The 15,364-nt window shown below is 62.7% G+C and carries 11 protein-coding genes; 3 read left to right on the top strand and 8 right to left on the bottom strand.

The annotated features are described in order from the left end of the window. Positions 1–101: 101 nt before the first annotated feature. The 8 genes from DX923_RS16095 to DX923_RS04000 all read right to left on the bottom strand — a co-directional run bounded on the left by DX923_RS16095 (position 102) and on the right by DX923_RS04000 (position 6,797). The gene (locus DX923_RS16095; RefSeq protein ID WP_162872769.1) at positions 102–524 is read right to left on the bottom strand and encodes a hypothetical protein; all 423 of its coding nucleotides are present in this window, start codon (positions 522–524) and stop codon (positions 102–104) included. 115 nt (positions 525–639) lie between these two features. Beyond that, complete coding sequence (locus tag DX923_RS16090; protein ID WP_162872768.1) at positions 640–996, bottom strand: hypothetical protein; 357 nt, start codon at positions 994–996, stop codon at positions 640–642. Continuing rightward, on the bottom strand, positions 993–1,280 hold the full coding sequence (locus tag DX923_RS17100) for a polymorphic toxin type 17 domain-containing protein (protein WP_116112874.1): 288 nt from the start codon (positions 1,278–1,280) through the stop codon (positions 993–995). Before DX923_RS17100 ends, DX923_RS16090 begins: the two co-directional genes overlap by 4 nt. A 44-nt stretch (positions 1,281–1,324) precedes the next feature. Further along, positions 1,325–4,417, bottom strand: coding sequence for an RHS repeat-associated core domain-containing protein (locus DX923_RS04020; RefSeq protein ID WP_162872767.1), 3,093 nt, complete (start codon positions 4,415–4,417; stop codon positions 1,325–1,327). Positions 4,418–4,537: 120 nt separating this feature from the next. Further along, positions 4,538–5,782, bottom strand: a complete 1,245-nt coding sequence (locus DX923_RS04015) for a putative T7SS-secreted protein (protein WP_116112870.1) — start codon at positions 5,780–5,782, stop codon at positions 4,538–4,540. Between the two features lie 2 nt (positions 5,783–5,784). Next, the gene (locus tag DX923_RS04010) at positions 5,785–6,087 is read right to left on the bottom strand and encodes a hypothetical protein (protein WP_240322806.1); all 303 of its coding nucleotides are present in this window, start codon (positions 6,085–6,087) and stop codon (positions 5,785–5,787) included. A 65-nt stretch (positions 6,088–6,152) separates the two neighbouring features. Continuing rightward, positions 6,153–6,452, bottom strand: coding sequence for a hypothetical protein (locus DX923_RS04005; protein WP_116112869.1), 300 nt, complete (start codon positions 6,450–6,452; stop codon positions 6,153–6,155). A gap of 9 nt (positions 6,453–6,461) precedes the next feature. Then, the gene (locus DX923_RS04000) at positions 6,462–6,797 is read right to left on the bottom strand and encodes a hypothetical protein (protein ID WP_162872765.1); all 336 of its coding nucleotides are present in this window, start codon (positions 6,795–6,797) and stop codon (positions 6,462–6,464) included. A gap of 167 nt (positions 6,798–6,964) precedes the next feature. Here DX923_RS04000 and DX923_RS03995 point away from each other — a divergent pair, with 167 nt between their 5' ends. The 3 genes from DX923_RS03995 to glgB are packed head-to-tail and all read left to right on the top strand — an operon-like array spanning position 6,965 to position 15,294. Further along, entirely contained in the window at positions 6,965–9,019 is a 2,055-nt protein-coding gene (locus tag DX923_RS03995) for an alpha-1,4-glucan--maltose-1-phosphate maltosyltransferase (protein ID WP_116112866.1), read from the top strand. A gap of 1 nt (position 9,020) precedes the next feature. Continuing rightward, complete coding sequence (gene treS / locus DX923_RS03990) at positions 9,021–10,736, top strand: maltose alpha-D-glucosyltransferase (protein ID WP_116112864.1); 1,716 nt, start codon at positions 9,021–9,023, stop codon at positions 10,734–10,736. Continuing rightward, positions 10,729–15,294, top strand: a complete 4,566-nt coding sequence (gene glgB, locus DX923_RS03985) for a 1,4-alpha-glucan branching protein GlgB (RefSeq protein ID WP_116112862.1) — start codon at positions 10,729–10,731, stop codon at positions 15,292–15,294. Before treS ends, glgB begins: the two co-directional genes overlap by 8 nt. The last annotated feature ends 70 nt before the right edge of the window (positions 15,295–15,364 follow it).

Raw genomic sequence — 15,364 nt, 5'->3', positions numbered from 1 at the left:
GCGCCCGCGTCGTCGCGAATGGGACCAGTCAGGCAGAACCCTTCAGACAGATCCTTGACAACCCTTAACCGCAAAAGCTCAGCGTTGAGGTGCCAAAAGATTCAGTTTATTAAACCTTTTCCTGATGTTAAATATTTTCCTAATTTAGAATGGTCACCCTGAGGGCAATCAAATTTAATTCCCACAAGTCCAGATCTCTCAATTTTTTTCCATATTCCATTTTCGTAGAAACCATCATGCCCTTCCAGTAACTCTTTTATTGTTTCAGTCTTATATATCAGCCTTCCATAATTATTCATTATATCAGGTCGCGCCCCATATAGAATTAATCGATCAGCCACATATCCCAAAGGGATTAATTGATGATCATGAAACACGTGTTCACCGCCGCCAATAATCAGACTGTATCCCCACAGGCTGGTTGATATTTCGATCCGATCAACGACAATGCCAACCCCAAAGCAGTCATCCCTACCGAGTGGCGTACGAGTAAGAACCACACTTAGAAGTGGAAGTGGATGCATCGAGTCTCTCCATGAAATAACCGAGGGGCGCCTCTAAGAGAGGCCATGCAGGAGCAATCAATCTTTTCTCACACCAGTGCAACTAATAACTGCCCTGTTGCTTGATGGATCGAGCTTAATCGTCCGGGGTCTCGACCAGCCTCCAAACTCCTTTTTCATAGTAGCCATCACTGCTCTTTGAATTCCCCTCGTCGCCAGACTCTGCAGACAAGGGAGAGTTGTAGATTAATTGCCCCGACATGCTCTCAATTTCACCATATTCACCATGTTGAATCACACCATCGACCACATGCCCTAATACGCAGAATTCATCCTCAAACAGCAACTGATCCCGCCCGCCATCTGAGATATAATATTGCCAGCGACCGTCATCGCAAAGAGCGCGCCCAATAATGTAACCGAGTTGAAACTTCCCTGTAAATCTTTTATTTGAGGGAACTTGAACTAGACTATAGAAAGGAAGGGGCGTCATCGGTGCGTCACCTCTCCAAGTGGAGAGACATTGACATGCCGACCATCACGAGACAACCATCCGATACTTGCCTTTCCTTCTGGCGAAAACTGAACATCCCATTCGAAAGGGCGACCTTGCGTCCTAGAGGGCCCAACCGTCCACTCATTACCAAACCTATCCCGATACCCTTTTTGGATTCCTCGAGGAAGCGCCTCTGCAGGATTGTAACCGGTCGGGGGAACATACCTGATACGCCCACTTTTTGGCAACCCGAATTCATACCCAGGACCAGCTTCTTTCATTCGACTAGAAATAGAGTGTTTTTTACGCTCACATCCGCCTGGTATTAGCCCATAGGGGTCGATCCGAGTGTACGGGTTGGGAAGATATCCATGGGGATTAGCGTACTACTCGGGGCAAGAGGGTCAGGACTGGTGAAGGAAACAATGATCGGGTCGTAATACCGGTAGCGATTATACGCCCAGCCAGTTTCAGAATCCCAGATCTGCCCAGGTGAACCCAGAAGACACTCTGGCAGGCCAACCAGACCCGCCCCAGAACGGGCCTTCGAAGGATTCCTCTCGCACTTCGAGGTCACCAGCCCCCACAAAGTGGTTGACGCAGACCACACCGGCCTTCCACTGACACGATCCACTAAAGACACCGGAGTACCGACCGGATCGGTCAAGATTGGCCACCAATCCTGCGCCGTTTCCTGGTCATGCTGAGTCAACGGTTCTCCGGTACTGGGATGATGAATCCACCACATGGCCTCAACCAGAACATCATTCGCTGAGACATGAGGACCACCCTCAGTAGTAGTAGCACTGAGCAGCTCGTTCCCCACCCAGACATATCGTGTACGGGAAGTAGCAGCCCCTTCAGACGTGTAATGAGTTTTCCCGATACGACGGCCAGCCAGGTCATAGTAGTAAACCCACCACGACCCATCAGGGGCTGTGACCTGCCGTAACCGGTCATCCCCATCCCAAGAAAACAACCAGCTCAACCAATGGCCTGATAAAGCCCGGCGACGACGACAGACCACACGCCCAACCACGTCGTAGTCGTAATGCCATGCACCGACCCGATGCACCAAGCTCCCAGCGAACTCCAGAGACCCGTGCCCGTCCCCAACCGAACGCAGACCATCCCCATCATCCAGGCCAGCCTGCCCGAACCAAGAATTATCCTCCGGAAGGACACAATCTGTGACCTGACCAGTCAGGTCATAGGTGTACGCCTCACTAGAGCTGCCCCTATTAGAAGCAGTCACCAACTCCACGACTCGCCCAGCCGAATCCAAACGGAACTGAATCGCCCCCTGAACGGCATCGATAATCCGGGTGAGCTGCCCGGCTAGGTCCCACTGATATTTCCGCCACGCACCGACCTGCCCCGCAGCGCCATGAGCCTCCCGGGATATCAGCAGTGACCCCGGAGTCCACACCGACGTCACCTCAGCACCCCCGGAAACACGCGACATCGCAGAAGCCGGTGACACCGTTGACGAGCCCGTCCCCATGTTCAGCCCCGATGCGAAAGACTCCAACGGATCATTGACACGACCAAACCGGTCAACAGAACCAGAATCCTGCGCCTCAGCACCGGTCAGCGCGGCACCCCGATCCGGAGCCGTAGCGAACCTGCGCGTAATCTCTCTCCCCGACGCGTCATACCCGAGGTCGATCTGGGCCTGCCCCGCAACCACAGTGGATAACAACCCCGACGCGTCATACTCGTACCTGATTGGACCTCCGCACGACCCCGATACCCCGGCCAGTCGCCCGGCCGAATCCAGATCCTGGGACACTCCCGCACCGTCCCAGGACTCCCCCACCACTCGGCCAGCAGCGTCATAGTCGATGACCAGATCAGTCTGATCCGACGCTGCTCGAACCACCCGCCCCGCGCTATCCCGCAGCAGACGAGTCACCCCGGCGGAAAGCCCAGCCCCCTCTGGAGGCATCCCCGCCCCGTCAGTCACGATCTGCGCCAGGTCCCCCGCCTGGTCATAGTCGTACCGCACGCGCTGTCCAGCTGCATTGACCCGCAAAATCAGCCGACCAGCCAGATCATAGGAAAACACTGTCCGAGCGCCGTTGACATCGGTCTGCGCGATCACCCGCCCCGCCGAATCACGCTCGAACACCCACTCCCTCCCCAACGCATCGACCACCCCGACCAGGCGCCGCTCCGAGTCATAACGAAATCGGGTCACCGCCCCATCAGGCGCCGTCGTCGACACCCTCGAATCGAACACCCCGTACTCATGCCGAGTGACCCGGCCGTTCGGATCAACCTCCTCGACCAGATTCCCCTCACCGTCATACACGAACCCCCACCGGCCGCCATCAGCATCGATCCGAGACGTCAACAGACCGTCGACATTCCACGCTGCTGAAGACTCGCCTGCCGCATCAATCACCCGCACTGGGCGACCCGCCACGTCATAGAACACCCGCGTAGCCCGACCCGCCCCGTCGACTATCTCCACCGGCAGCCCGGCCGCATCACACACCGCCCAAGTCGATACCCCGGACGCATCCACCGCGGAAACTAGTCCGCCCCGCTCGTCGTAGGAGAACACCGAACGGCCCCCGAGCGGATCAACTGACGCTATCAGCCGACCCGCCCTGTCGTACTCGAAACCCCACGACTGGCCGTCAGGGCCAGTCAACGACGTCGGTAACGACCGTCCCGGCAACCACTCGTAAGCTGTGACCCGCCCGCCCGGATCCTGCACCGAAGCGATATTCCCGTCATCGTCGTAAGTCCACGATGTCGCTTGTCCCGACGGATCCTTCACCGTCGACCTCCGGCCAGCCCGATCCCACACCGTGCTGGTCGATGCACCAGTCGGATCGGTCACCGACGTGATCTGAAACTCCTCATCGTACTTATACACCCACTTTTCACCGAGCGAGTCAAAGGCCGTCGTACAACGATCCAGACTGTCATACACGAAACGAGACGTGAGTATCCCGCCACAGCCCGCCCCGGCCACACACGCCCCCGTCTCGTCATAGGTGTAGTCATACCGCTCCCCACCACGATCCGCCCACCACAACAGCCGGCCCAGGTCGTCATACCCAAAACGCAATGCCTCACCCGAAGCATTGATCACCCGCGACAGCCGCCCCTGCCGGTCATACCCGAACGACCGCACCGCCATCGGACGTCCGCCATCCCGCGACAGCGACAACCCGACCACCCGGCCCTCCTCCGAAGAGACCTCGACCCGGAACCCCCCTGAATGCGACCAGCACACCGGCACCGCCCGCTCGTCGTACTCGACAGTGACCGCATTCCCACTCTCGTCGACAATCCCCGTCAATAAGAACGACCCGGCCGAAGCCCCGATCACCGACCCGAACCGACGTGTCCACCCCGACGCCGGATCGAACACCTCGAAAACATCCACCTTCGGACGAGACAAGATCCATCGGTCCCCCCCGCAGAGGCACCGCCCTCATCGAAGGATGCTCTGGCAACACATAAGACAGCGCCACACCGTCCTCAAGCAACAACACCCCCAAGCCCGTCTCGACGTCAATATCTAATCGTTGGTCCAAGGTCGACGCCCAGCATGCCCCGAACAACCGCCCCCCGTATACGAAGAGGAACACCGTCGGGAGAACCCCACCTTCAACACCCCCGGCAGGACCAGATCCATCTCCTCCAGGACTACAGCACCCGTAGCTATATCGACCGGATCTCCAAACAAAGCACATTTGGTCCTCGCCCGAGCCGACCGAGCCACATCACCCATATCCGCCACCGTGCGAGGCACACTCGCCAGCCTCGGCCGTGCCCCCTTAACCACGGCCTTCCCACCGACTTGAACAGCACCCTTCGCCGAAGCCAGCCCTGCCCGGCCACCCTTGACAGCAGCCCCAGCCCCTCCCGAAGCAATCGTCAAAGCTGCATCCGGCAACAACCGCCCCAACGCCCGCCCCGGATCGTCCTTCCACGTCTTGGCATCTACTACAGCCGCACCGACCTGCTTGGCGAAACCAACCGGATCTTCCCGAGCCGCCGCCAACATCGACAACCCGTCCTCGACCATGAGCTGCTTCTTCATTGCAGCTTCCTCCAAAGTCAGGTCCCCCGACGCCACTCCCAACATGTCCTTACCTAAGAACTCCCACCCCAGGCGAGACACATTCGTAAGCTTGTTGATTTCCTGAAGAGCCTCCCAAGTCCCACCGACCATCGAACCCATGAAATGATTAGCTTCCGCCAGCCAATTCCGTTCAGGTGAAGCAGCCGCACATCCCGAACGCACCTCCTGCGCACACGCCTGGGCAGACCGATCCAGCTGAGCCCGCGCCGCTGAGAACGAGCCCACCGCACCCGCCCGGATCGCGTCCCCCGGATCGACGAAGGGCGCCAACCTCAAAGTGAACGATCCCGGACCGTGCGCAGCCTCCCACTCCATCTTCTCCCCACGCGCCCGCGCCACATCCGCGTCGTACATAGCACGCGCATCCCGCGAAACCTGATCTCCCCGAACATGCTCCGCGGCACACGCCTTCGCCGTAGCCTGCGCCGACCTCAAAGACTCCGCATAGGCCTCCAAAGCTCCCGCCGCCGCACGAAAGCCCGCCGCCGCATCACGCCACCGGCCTGGCTCCGCCGTAAACCGCTCCCGGAAGCGATCCGCAGCCCGCCCTGTCCAGCCATCAGCTGAAATCCGCTCAAGATGATTCGCCACCGCGTCAAAGGTCGACGCCTCGGCACGCATCCGAACGCACCTGGTAAGAATCCCCTCCGGATTCCCCTCGATCTTGAAATCAGACACGCTCACGCACCAGGCCGTGGAACCACCGGTACATCACCCTTGCTGCCCTTCAACCGGGCTGCTCCCTCAGCATCGAACTGCGCATAAGTCGCCGCAACCTTACTCAGCCGCCCCGAGATCTCCGCGACATCATCGGTCATCGACACGATGCTGATCTCCCACCGATTCATAAACTCCGACAAGGCCTCCCACACCACGGGGTGACACACGTCCGAATCCATCGGTACCAGATCGACCACATCATTATTCCGCTGAGAATCCACCGCCTGACCTACTGCCTCAGCAGCCCCGACCAAGGCCTCCATATCCACCTCGAAATCATGCGAGCCCACCTCCAGCCGCACCCCCTTTGGCCAGCCCTGCCCTGGGCTCAATCCATGATCGCGACATTACGCACCTCGCATCGGTGCGCCGACGCCCTCACATCCACCAAAGCCGCCCGAATACGCCCCAAGGACTCTCCCATCTCCTTCACCGATTCAGCCAGACGCGCATCAAAAACATCACGGGCCCTCCTCGACTCCGTCTTCGTCGACCAACCCGGCATCCGATGTTCCGCGTTCTGACGCAACTCCTCAATCCGGGCCAGAAAATTCCGCTGGGTCTTCTCCAGATCCGAAATTATCGCGTCAACGTCATCGAACCTGACCACCAACGAACGCTCAGCCACAAGCCCACCTCACCACATGTTCAATTCGGACACGCTAGCCCCTGAAGAACCGGCCTCGATCACCCCGGTACGCGCTGCGATCTCCTGCTGAGCCGCGGCCCGGTCCACTGATTCCAAGGACGCCGCGTACTCGACCAACGCAGGAATGACATCAGCAGCCGCTGCTACCCACTCCGAAAGCTCGACCGACAAGGCAGCAGCCGCAGCACCCTTGAACCCACTCGCACAAGCTTCCACATCGTCCGCGAAAGTCTCCAACACCTTCACCAGATCTGGCAGGCTGGCACGAATCACCGCGCCCGCCGCACTCTGCTCCCCGACCACCAGCTCCAACGAACCCGACACGAGAGCTTCCCCCACCGACGACCGACAACAGCCACACGGGCAACCAGCCTACCTTCACGCCCCTTACGAAAACCACAGAATGCCAAGCCCGGACATCTTGCCGCTTCGTCCGCACCAGGCATGACACGCAGGTGCGCGCACCCCTGTCGAACCGATAGCGTCGAACTGTGACCGAGACATCGTCCGTGCCAGAAACGAACCGCCCCATCGTCCCGGCCCGTGTCGGACGCCCCATCGGGAGAATCCCCGTCATCGACGTCCAACCCACACTCGACGGCGGCGCCTGGCCCGTGATCTCCGTCGTCGACGAGGACTTCCTCGTCACCGCCACCGTCTTCCGAGAAGGCCATGACGCGGTCAATGCCACCATCGTGCTCACCGCCCCCGATGGATCCACCCAGCACATCCCGATGACCTGCACCAACCCCGGCCTGATGACCTGGGAAGGCACCGTCAACGCCCACCAGACCGGGCGCTGGACCTTCCGCGTCGAAGGCTGGAGCGACCCCTACGCCACCTGGGAGCACGACGCCACCATCAAGGTCGAGGCCGGCGTCGACGTCGACCTGATGCTCGAGGAAGGCGCCCGCCTGCTCGAACGCGCCCGCACCCAACCCCCGCGCCAGTCCTACGCCGTCGCCCTCCTCGACGCCGGTATCCGCCAGCTCCGCGACAGCAGCCGCAGCCCCGCCGAACGCCTCGCCGGGGCACTCAGCGACGGCATCCGCAGCGAACTCGGCCAACGACCCATGCGGGAGATGGTCTCTCCCTCCCCCGACTACCCGTGGCAGGTCGAACGCGAGCGCGCCCTCTACGGTGCCTGGTACGAGATCTTCCCCCGTTCCGAAGGCTGCCGGTACGACGAGGAGACCGGCACCTGGACCACGGGCACCCTGCGCACCGCTGCCGAACGGCTCCCCGCCATCGCCCGTATGGGCTTCGACGTCGTCTATCTCACCCCGGTGCACCCCATCGGCAGCATCAACCGCAAAGGGCCGAACAACACCCTGGTCGCCGGACCCCATGACCCCGGATCGCCCTACGCCATCGGTTCCAAGGACGGCGGTCACGACGCCATCGAACCCAGCCTGGGCACCTTCGAGGACTTCGACGCCTTTGTCGGGGAAGCTCGTCGTCTCGGGATGGAGGTCGCCCTCGACATCGCCCTGCAGTGCGCGCCCGACCACCCCTGGGTGCACGAGCACCCCGAGTGGTTCACCACCCGCGCCGATGGCACCATCGCCTACGCGGAGAACCCGCCGAAGAAGTACCAGGACATCTACCCGCTGAACTTCGACAACGATCCGGCAGGTATCTACGCCGAGATGCGGCGCGTCATCCAGGTCTGGATCGACCACGGCGTGAAGATATTCAGGGTGGACAACCCCCACACCAAGCCGGTCGAGTTCTGGCAGTGGATCATCGACGACGTCGCCCGGGAGCACCCGGACGTGATCTGGCTTGCCGAGGCCTTCACCAAACCTCCCATGATGAAGACCCTCGCCAAGGTGGGCTTCCAGCAGAGCTACACCTACTACACCTGGCGGAACGAACGGGCCGAACTCGAGGAGTACTGCACCGAACTCGCTGGAGAGTGCGCCTCATACATGCGGCCCAGCTTCTGGCCCACCACGCACGACATCCTCACCCCGTACATGCAGTACGGCGGGCCCACCGCGTGGAAGCTGCGCGCCGCACTGGCTGCTTTCCTCGTCCCCACCTACGGGATCTACGCCGGCTACGAGCTCCTCGAATCAGTGCCGCGTCCCGGCGTGGAGGAACAGATCGACAACGAGAAGTACCAGTTCAAGGACCGCCGGTGGCACGACTACGAACCCGGCGGGCCCAAGGCCGGTGAACTGTGGATGGCCGACTATCTGACCCGGATCAACGAGATCCGCCGCAACCATCCGGCGCTGCACCGACTGCGCAATCTGACCTTCCACAGTGCCGACGACCCCGAGGACATCCTCGTCTTCTCCAAACGTCGCCGGGAGAACGGCCGGGACGATGTCGTCATCGTCGTCGCGAACCTCAACCCCCACATGACCAGGGAGACCTGGCTGCAGCTGGACATGGCCGCACTCGGGCTGGGGCCCGACGACCGGTTCATCGCCGAAGACCTGATCAGCGAATGGTGCTGGCAGTGGGACTCCCATCCGTACGTGAAGCTCGGCCCGCATGACGAACCCGTCCACGTCATCACCGTCCGGAGGCTCTGACATGCACGGACTCAACCTCACCCAGCCCGGGCTGCGGCATGACCCGGACTGGTACAAGACGGCGGTCTTCTACGAGGTCCTCGTCCGGGCCTTCGCCGACTCCAAGGGCAGCGGGTCCGGGGATTTCACCGGGCTGATCGGCAAACTCGACTACCTGCAGTGGCTCGGCATCGACTGTCTGTGGCTCCCGCCGTTCTACGCCTCACCGCTCCGCGACGGCGGCTACGACATCAGCGACTACACCGCGGTGCTGCCCGAGTTCGGTACGCTCCCGGAGTTCACCGAGCTGGTCAGCCAGGCCCACGCCCGCGGCATCCGCATCATCACCGACCTGGTGATGAACCACACCAGCGACCAGCATCCCTGGTTCCAGGCCTCCAGGTCCGACCCCGAGGGCCCTTACGGGGACTTCTACGTCTGGTCCGACGACGACACCAAGTACGCCGAGGCCCGGATCATCTTCGTCGACACCGAGGTGTCCAACTGGACCTTCGACCCGGTACGTCGGCAGTTCTTCTGGCACCGGTTCTTCTCCCACCAGCCGGATCTCAACTTCGAGAACCTCGCGGTGCAGGAAGCCATGTTCGACGCCGTCCGTTTCTGGATGGACCTGGGTATCGACGGCTTCCGGCTCGACGCGGTCCCTTATCTGTTCGAGGAGGAAGGGCACAACGGGGAGAACCATCCCAAGACCCATGAGTTCCTCGCCCGGCTGCGGGCCATGGTCGACACCGAGTACCCCGGGCGAGTCCTGTTGGCCGAAGCCAATCAGATGCCCGACGAGGTGGTCGACTACTTCGGCAGCGACGACCGGCCCGAATGCCAGATGTGCTTCCACTTCCCGGTGATGCCACGGCTCTACTACGCCCTGCGCGCCGAGAAAGCCGCCCCCATCATCGATGTCCTCAACGACACTCCCCCGGTGCCGGCCGGTGGCCAGTGGGGCACTTTCCTGCGCAATCACGACGAGCTGACCTTGGAGATGGTCTCCCCGGAGGAACGCACCGCCATGTACGGCTGGTACGCGCCCGACCCCCGGATGAGAGCCAATGTGGGCATCCGGCGGCGGCTCTCTCCCCTGCTGGACAACAGCCGCGCCGAGATCGAACTGATCCATGCGCTGCTCCTCTCCCTGCCCGGCAGCCCCTGCCTGTACTACGGGGACGAGATCGGTATGGGGGACAACATCTGGTTGGACGACCGCGATGCGGTTCGTACCCCGATGCAGTGGACCCCTGACCGGAATGCCGGTTTCTCCAGCGCCGACCCCGGCAAGCTGTATCTGCCGGTGATCCAGTCGCTGGTCTACCACCACAACAATGTGAATGTGGAGGCTCAGGTCGCGTCGAGCAGCTCTCTGCTGCACTGGCTACGGGCCATGCTGCAGGTCAGGTCGCAGCATCCGGTCTTCGGCCTGGGTGTCTTCTCCTTACGTGAGTGCGACAACGAAGCTGTCCTGGCGTTCACCCGGACTTTGGAGGCAGACCCCTCTCAGGGCCGTGAGGAGAACACCTCCGTGTTGTGCCTGCACAATCTGTCCAGCCGACCCCAGGCGGGCACGGTACACCTTCCGGAGCGGCTTGCCGGGGCCAAGGCCCGTGACCTGTTCGGTGGTTCCGGCTTCCCCATGGTCGGCGAGGACGCGACCTACCGGTTCACGGTGGGTTCTCGGGACTTCTTCTGGCTGTCTCTACAGGAGCGTGAGCACGATGGCTGAGATCCACCACGACGCGGTCATCACCCCGAGCAAGCTCGACCTGCTCGCGGCCTGGTTACCGACGCAACGCTGGTACGCAGCGAAAGGCATCGTCCCGCGTCTACGCAGGGTCGGCGGTTTCCGCTTCGAGGACCCGGTCGGCCAGGTCGGCATGGAGACCCTGATCGTGGTGGACGAGTCGGCGACCCCCCCGGTCGTCTACCAGGTTCCGGTCACCTACCGCGATGCTCCACTGGCGGACGGTGCGGACGCCTTGATCGGTGTCTGCGAGCATTCCGTCCTCGGCACCCGGTATGTCTACGACGCCCCGAAGGATCCGGCCTATGTCACCGCGCTCGTCTCCCTGATCACCCGGGGCGGCACCGCGGACCGGGGTCATGCCGGGCCCGGCCTCGACGAAGCGGCCCAAGGGGCTCCTCAGCCGGGCGCTGCCCAGGTCGAGGTGACCGGTTCGCGGGTGCTCACCGGCGAACAGTCCAACACCTCGGTGATCTGTGACACCCGGATCGTCGATGTCCCCGACCATGATCGAGTGGGCGCGCCCTGCCCGTTGATCGTCAAGATCTTCCGGGTCCTGCAGGACGGGGAGAATCCCGATGTGGTGCTGCAGTCGGCGTTGGCCGGTGCCGGCTCCCGTTCGGTGCCGATGCCTTTCGGGTCGATGAGCGGACGTTGGTCGGGCGTGGACCGGACGGACAGCGTCGCGGAAGGCCATCTGGCCTTCGCCCAGGAGTTCTTCCCGGGGACCCGGGATGCGTGGCGGGTCGCGGTGGAGGCGGCGGCCTCGGGAACGGATTTCACCGAGCGGGCTTTCGCTCTTGGAGTAGCTACTGCTGCGGTGCATCTCGATCTGGCGGCGGCGATGCCGGTTGAAGCGGCCAGCCGGGCAGCCCGTCAGGGGCAGCTGCGTTCCTGGCAGGAACGTTGCGATCTTGCGTTGTCGACGGTCCCTGATCTGGCTGTCCATCGGGCGACGATCAATGAGGTCTTCACTGCGGCCGCTTATTCGGCTTGGCCTCGTCTGCAACGTGTCCATGGCGACTACCACCTCGGTCAGGTCCTCGAAGTTCCTGGTCGTGGCTGGGTGCTCCTGGACTTCGAAGGGGAGCCCTTGCGTCCGCTGATCGAACGGAATCGGGCTGATCTTCCTCTGCGCGACGTGGCCGGGATGTTGCGTTCCTTCGACTATGTCGCGGGGTCGGCGGGTCAGGAGGATCCGGACTCGGCCGTCCGGTTGGAGTCCTGGGCGACAGCCTGTCGACGTTCTTTCCTCGACGGCTATGCCAGCTGCGCGGACGATCCGCGGGAGAATGCCGACTCCACAGCGCTTCTTCGCGCCTTGGAGCTGGACAAAGCACTCTATGAAGTCGTCTACGAGGCCCGTCACCGGCCCCCGTGGTTGTCTATCCCAGCCGGTGCTGTCGCCCGGCTGTGTTCCCCGACTCCTTCCACAGAGCAAGAAGAGATGACTACCGACCCAGACCAGCCACAGCAGCCCGAAGACCGGACCGACCAGAAGTCGTCCCCGGTCGAGATACCTGCGGAGGAGTCGGCAGCTGCGCCGACCCCGATGCCCGAGATCAATCCGATCCTGCAACGCATTCTCGCCGGGGAGAAGATCACTCCCGAGAACACGGCAGCCTTGTTCGAACAGCTGCGCCAGCCTGCTGCGACGGTGAGCGAGCCGGTCGGGCCGGAGGCCCCCGAGGGGATGGTGCCACCAGCTGCGTCAGTTGAGCCCGTTGCACCGGTTGAACCCGAGGCTTCCCCTGACGTCGAAGAGAACAACGTCGAAGAGAGCCACGAGAAAGCTTTTTTCCCCTCTCCTTTCGGCGTTCTTCTCCACCGCTCGCCCGCCGGAGAGCCACCGAGCCCTGAGCCCCTGTCACCATTCGCCGAGGAATCGGCCCCGGCCGATGTCCCGGACGATCTCCCGTCCACGGAGAGCACTGCCGGTCCGGAGGACGTCGTCGTCGACCCGGTAGTTCCAGGAGACGCTCTGCCTCCGCCGGACCCCGAGGAGGACGCAGAGCCCTTCCCCGCCGCTGAAGACCAGGCATCGGACGAGACCGTCCGGATGACATCGCCCGAGACCGACGTGGAAGAGCCTGAGGTCTCGGCGGAACCTGCCGAGGTGATGGCCCCGATGGCGGAAGAAGAAGCTGCTCCGCTGGCCCCGGCACCGGCCACCGCCCCGGTGGACGAGGACGAGCTGACCTTGCTGGTCAACGGCGGGCATGGCAACCCGCACGGCGTCCTCGGCGCCCACCCGTGGAACGGCGGAGTCACGGTCAGGGCGCTGCGCCCGGGAGCCTCCTCGGTGGACATCGAGCTCCCGGACGGTTCACGTCGGCCGATGGCGCACCAGACCGGTGGCATCTGGCAGGTCCAGCTGGATATCCCGCAGACCGATGACTACCGGCTGATCGTGGACTACGGCGACGGCTTCGGACACCGCCAGGACGACCCCTACCGTTTCCTGCCGACGGTGGGTGAGCTCGATCTGCACCTCATCGGCGAAGGACGCCACGAGGAGCTGTGGAAGGTCCTGGGCTCCCAGATACGCACGTATTCCGGCCCCATGGGCGAGGTCACCGGTACCTCCTTCGCCGTGTGGGCCCCCAATGCCCGCGCGATCCGTGTGGTCGGCGACTTCAACACCTGGGATGGCACCGCCCATCCGATGCGTGCGCTGGGCAGCACCGGCGTGTGGGAGCTCTTCGTTCCCGGCGTCGGAGAGGGCACCGTCTACAAGTACGAGATCCTCGGGGCGGACGGTTACCGACGGACCAAGGCCGATCCCCTGGCCCGGGCCACCGAATGCCCGCCCGCGACAGCATCGGTGGTCACCGCCTCCCGTTACGAGTGGAATGACGCCGAATGGATGCAGCGCCGAGCTGAGGCGGGGGAGGCCCACCTGCAGCCGATGAGCGTGTACGAAGTCCACCTGGGCAGTTGGCGTCAGGGGTTGTCGTACACCCGGTTGGCCGAAGAGCTGGTCGAGTACGTCAGCGAGATGGGCTTCACCCATGTGGAGCTGATGCCGGTGATGGAGCACCCCTACGGTCCGAGCTGGGGTTACCAGGTCAGCGGCTATTACGCACCGTCGAGTCGCTTCGGTGACCCCGATGAGTTCCGTTATCTGGTGGACCGGCTGCACCAGGCCGGTATCGGGGTCATCCTCGACTGGGTTCCGGCGCATTTCCCGAAGGACGGTTTCGCGCTGGGTCGGTTCGACGGCCAGGCGTTGTACGAGCACCCGGATCCCCGGCGCGGTGAGCACACCGAGTGGGGTACCTACATCTTCGACTTCGGCCGTCCGCAGGTGCGTAACTTCCTGGTGGCGAACGCGGTGTACTGGCTGGAGGAGTTCCACGCCGACGGTCTTCGAGTCGATGCGGTCGCGTCGATGCTGTACCTGGACTACTCCCGCGATGAGGGCGAGTGGTTGCCCAACCAGTTCGGTGGGCGGGAGAACCTGGAAGCGGTACAGCTGCTCCAGGAGACCAATGCGACGGTGTACCGGCGTTGTCCCGGAGCGGTGACCATCGCCGAGGAGTCGACCAGCTGGAGTGGGGTGACCTCACCGACCTACATGGGCGGGCTCGGTTTCGGGCTGAAGTGGAACATGGGCTGGATGCACGACACCCTCGGGTATGCCCAGCTGGCGCCGATCTACCGGCAGTACCACCACCATGAGATGACTTTCGCGATGGTGTACGCCTACAACGAGAACTTCGCCTTGCCGATCAGCCACGACGAGGTCGTGCACGGCAAAGGGTCCATGTTGGGCAAAATGCCTGGCAGTCCGTGGGAGCAGTTGAGCAATCTGCGGGCATACTACGCCTGGCAGTGGAGTTTCCCCGGCAAACAGTTGTTGTTCATGGGCAGTGAGTTCGCGCAGATCGCGGAGTGGGCGGACGGCCGGAGCCTCGACTGGTGGCTGTTGGATCAAGAACCTCACGAGCAGACCCGTCGCCTGGTACGAGACCTGAACCGGTTGTACGTCGATCACCCGGCTTTGTGGCAGTTGGATTCTTCACCTGAGGGATTCGCCTGGATCGATGCCAATGACAGTTATGGCAACGCTTACAGTTTCCTCCGCTTCGGCGCCCAGAACGCCGCCGGCGAGCGGCCAGTGGTGGCGTGTGTGGCGAACTTCTCCGGCGTCGAACATCACAGTTACCGGATCGGGCTACCGCACGGCGGCATGTGGCGGGAGATCCTGAACACCGACGCCGGCGAGTACGGCGGAGCAGGCATCGGCAACATGGGGCAGATCGAGGCCGAGGAGATCCCTTGGCACGGCCAGCCCTATTCCGCGACGGTGTCCATGCAGAAGCTGTCGGCAGTGTGGTTCGAGCCGGCCGGCCTGCCCTCGGAGGTCGTCATCCCCGAAGCGGTCCATCCTGCTGCCGAAGAACGGCCGACCTTGGGCACCCCTCGCCCGGAGCTGTCGAATTCACCGGTGCAGGCCGACGTGGCCGTGGATTCCGGACTGGGCTCGCTTCCGCCGGTGCATGGCGGCGAGATCCCTCCCGGCGACGGTAATCGCTGACACCGTAGGCGGTGAAGGGTCGGGCCTCCTGGACTGGAGGCCCAACCCGACCCTCGTACGGCCAGCGTGA

The organism is Austwickia chelonae, from assembly GCF_003391095.1.
In the GTDB taxonomy this organism is placed as follows: Bacteria; Actinomycetota; Actinomycetes; order Actinomycetales; family Dermatophilaceae; genus Austwickia; species Austwickia chelonae_A.
Note: the sequence above shows the minus strand (reverse complement) of the source record. Positions and strands in the feature narration are given on the sequence as shown.

Bases quoted from the DNA above. Each gene is read 5' to 3' on its own strand.
- DX923_RS16095 (WP_162872769.1), bottom strand. From the start codon at position 524: ATGCATCCACTTCCACTTCTAAGTGTGGTTCTTACTCGTACGCCACTC.
- DX923_RS16090 (WP_162872768.1), bottom strand. From the start codon at position 996: ATGACGCCCCTTCCTTTCTATAGTCTAGTTCAAGTTCCCTCAAATAAA.
- DX923_RS17100 (WP_116112874.1), bottom strand. From the start codon at position 1,280: ATGAAAGAAGCTGGTCCTGGGTATGAATTCGGGTTGCCAAAAAGTGGG.
- DX923_RS04010 (WP_240322806.1), bottom strand. From the start codon at position 6,087: ATGGAGGCCTTGGTCGGGGCTGCTGAGGCAGTAGGTCAGGCGGTGGAT.
- treS (WP_116112864.1), top strand. From the start codon at position 9,021: ATGCACGGACTCAACCTCACCCAGCCCGGGCTGCGGCATGACCCGGAC.
- glgB (WP_116112862.1), top strand. From the start codon at position 10,729: ATGGCTGAGATCCACCACGACGCGGTCATCACCCCGAGCAAGCTCGAC.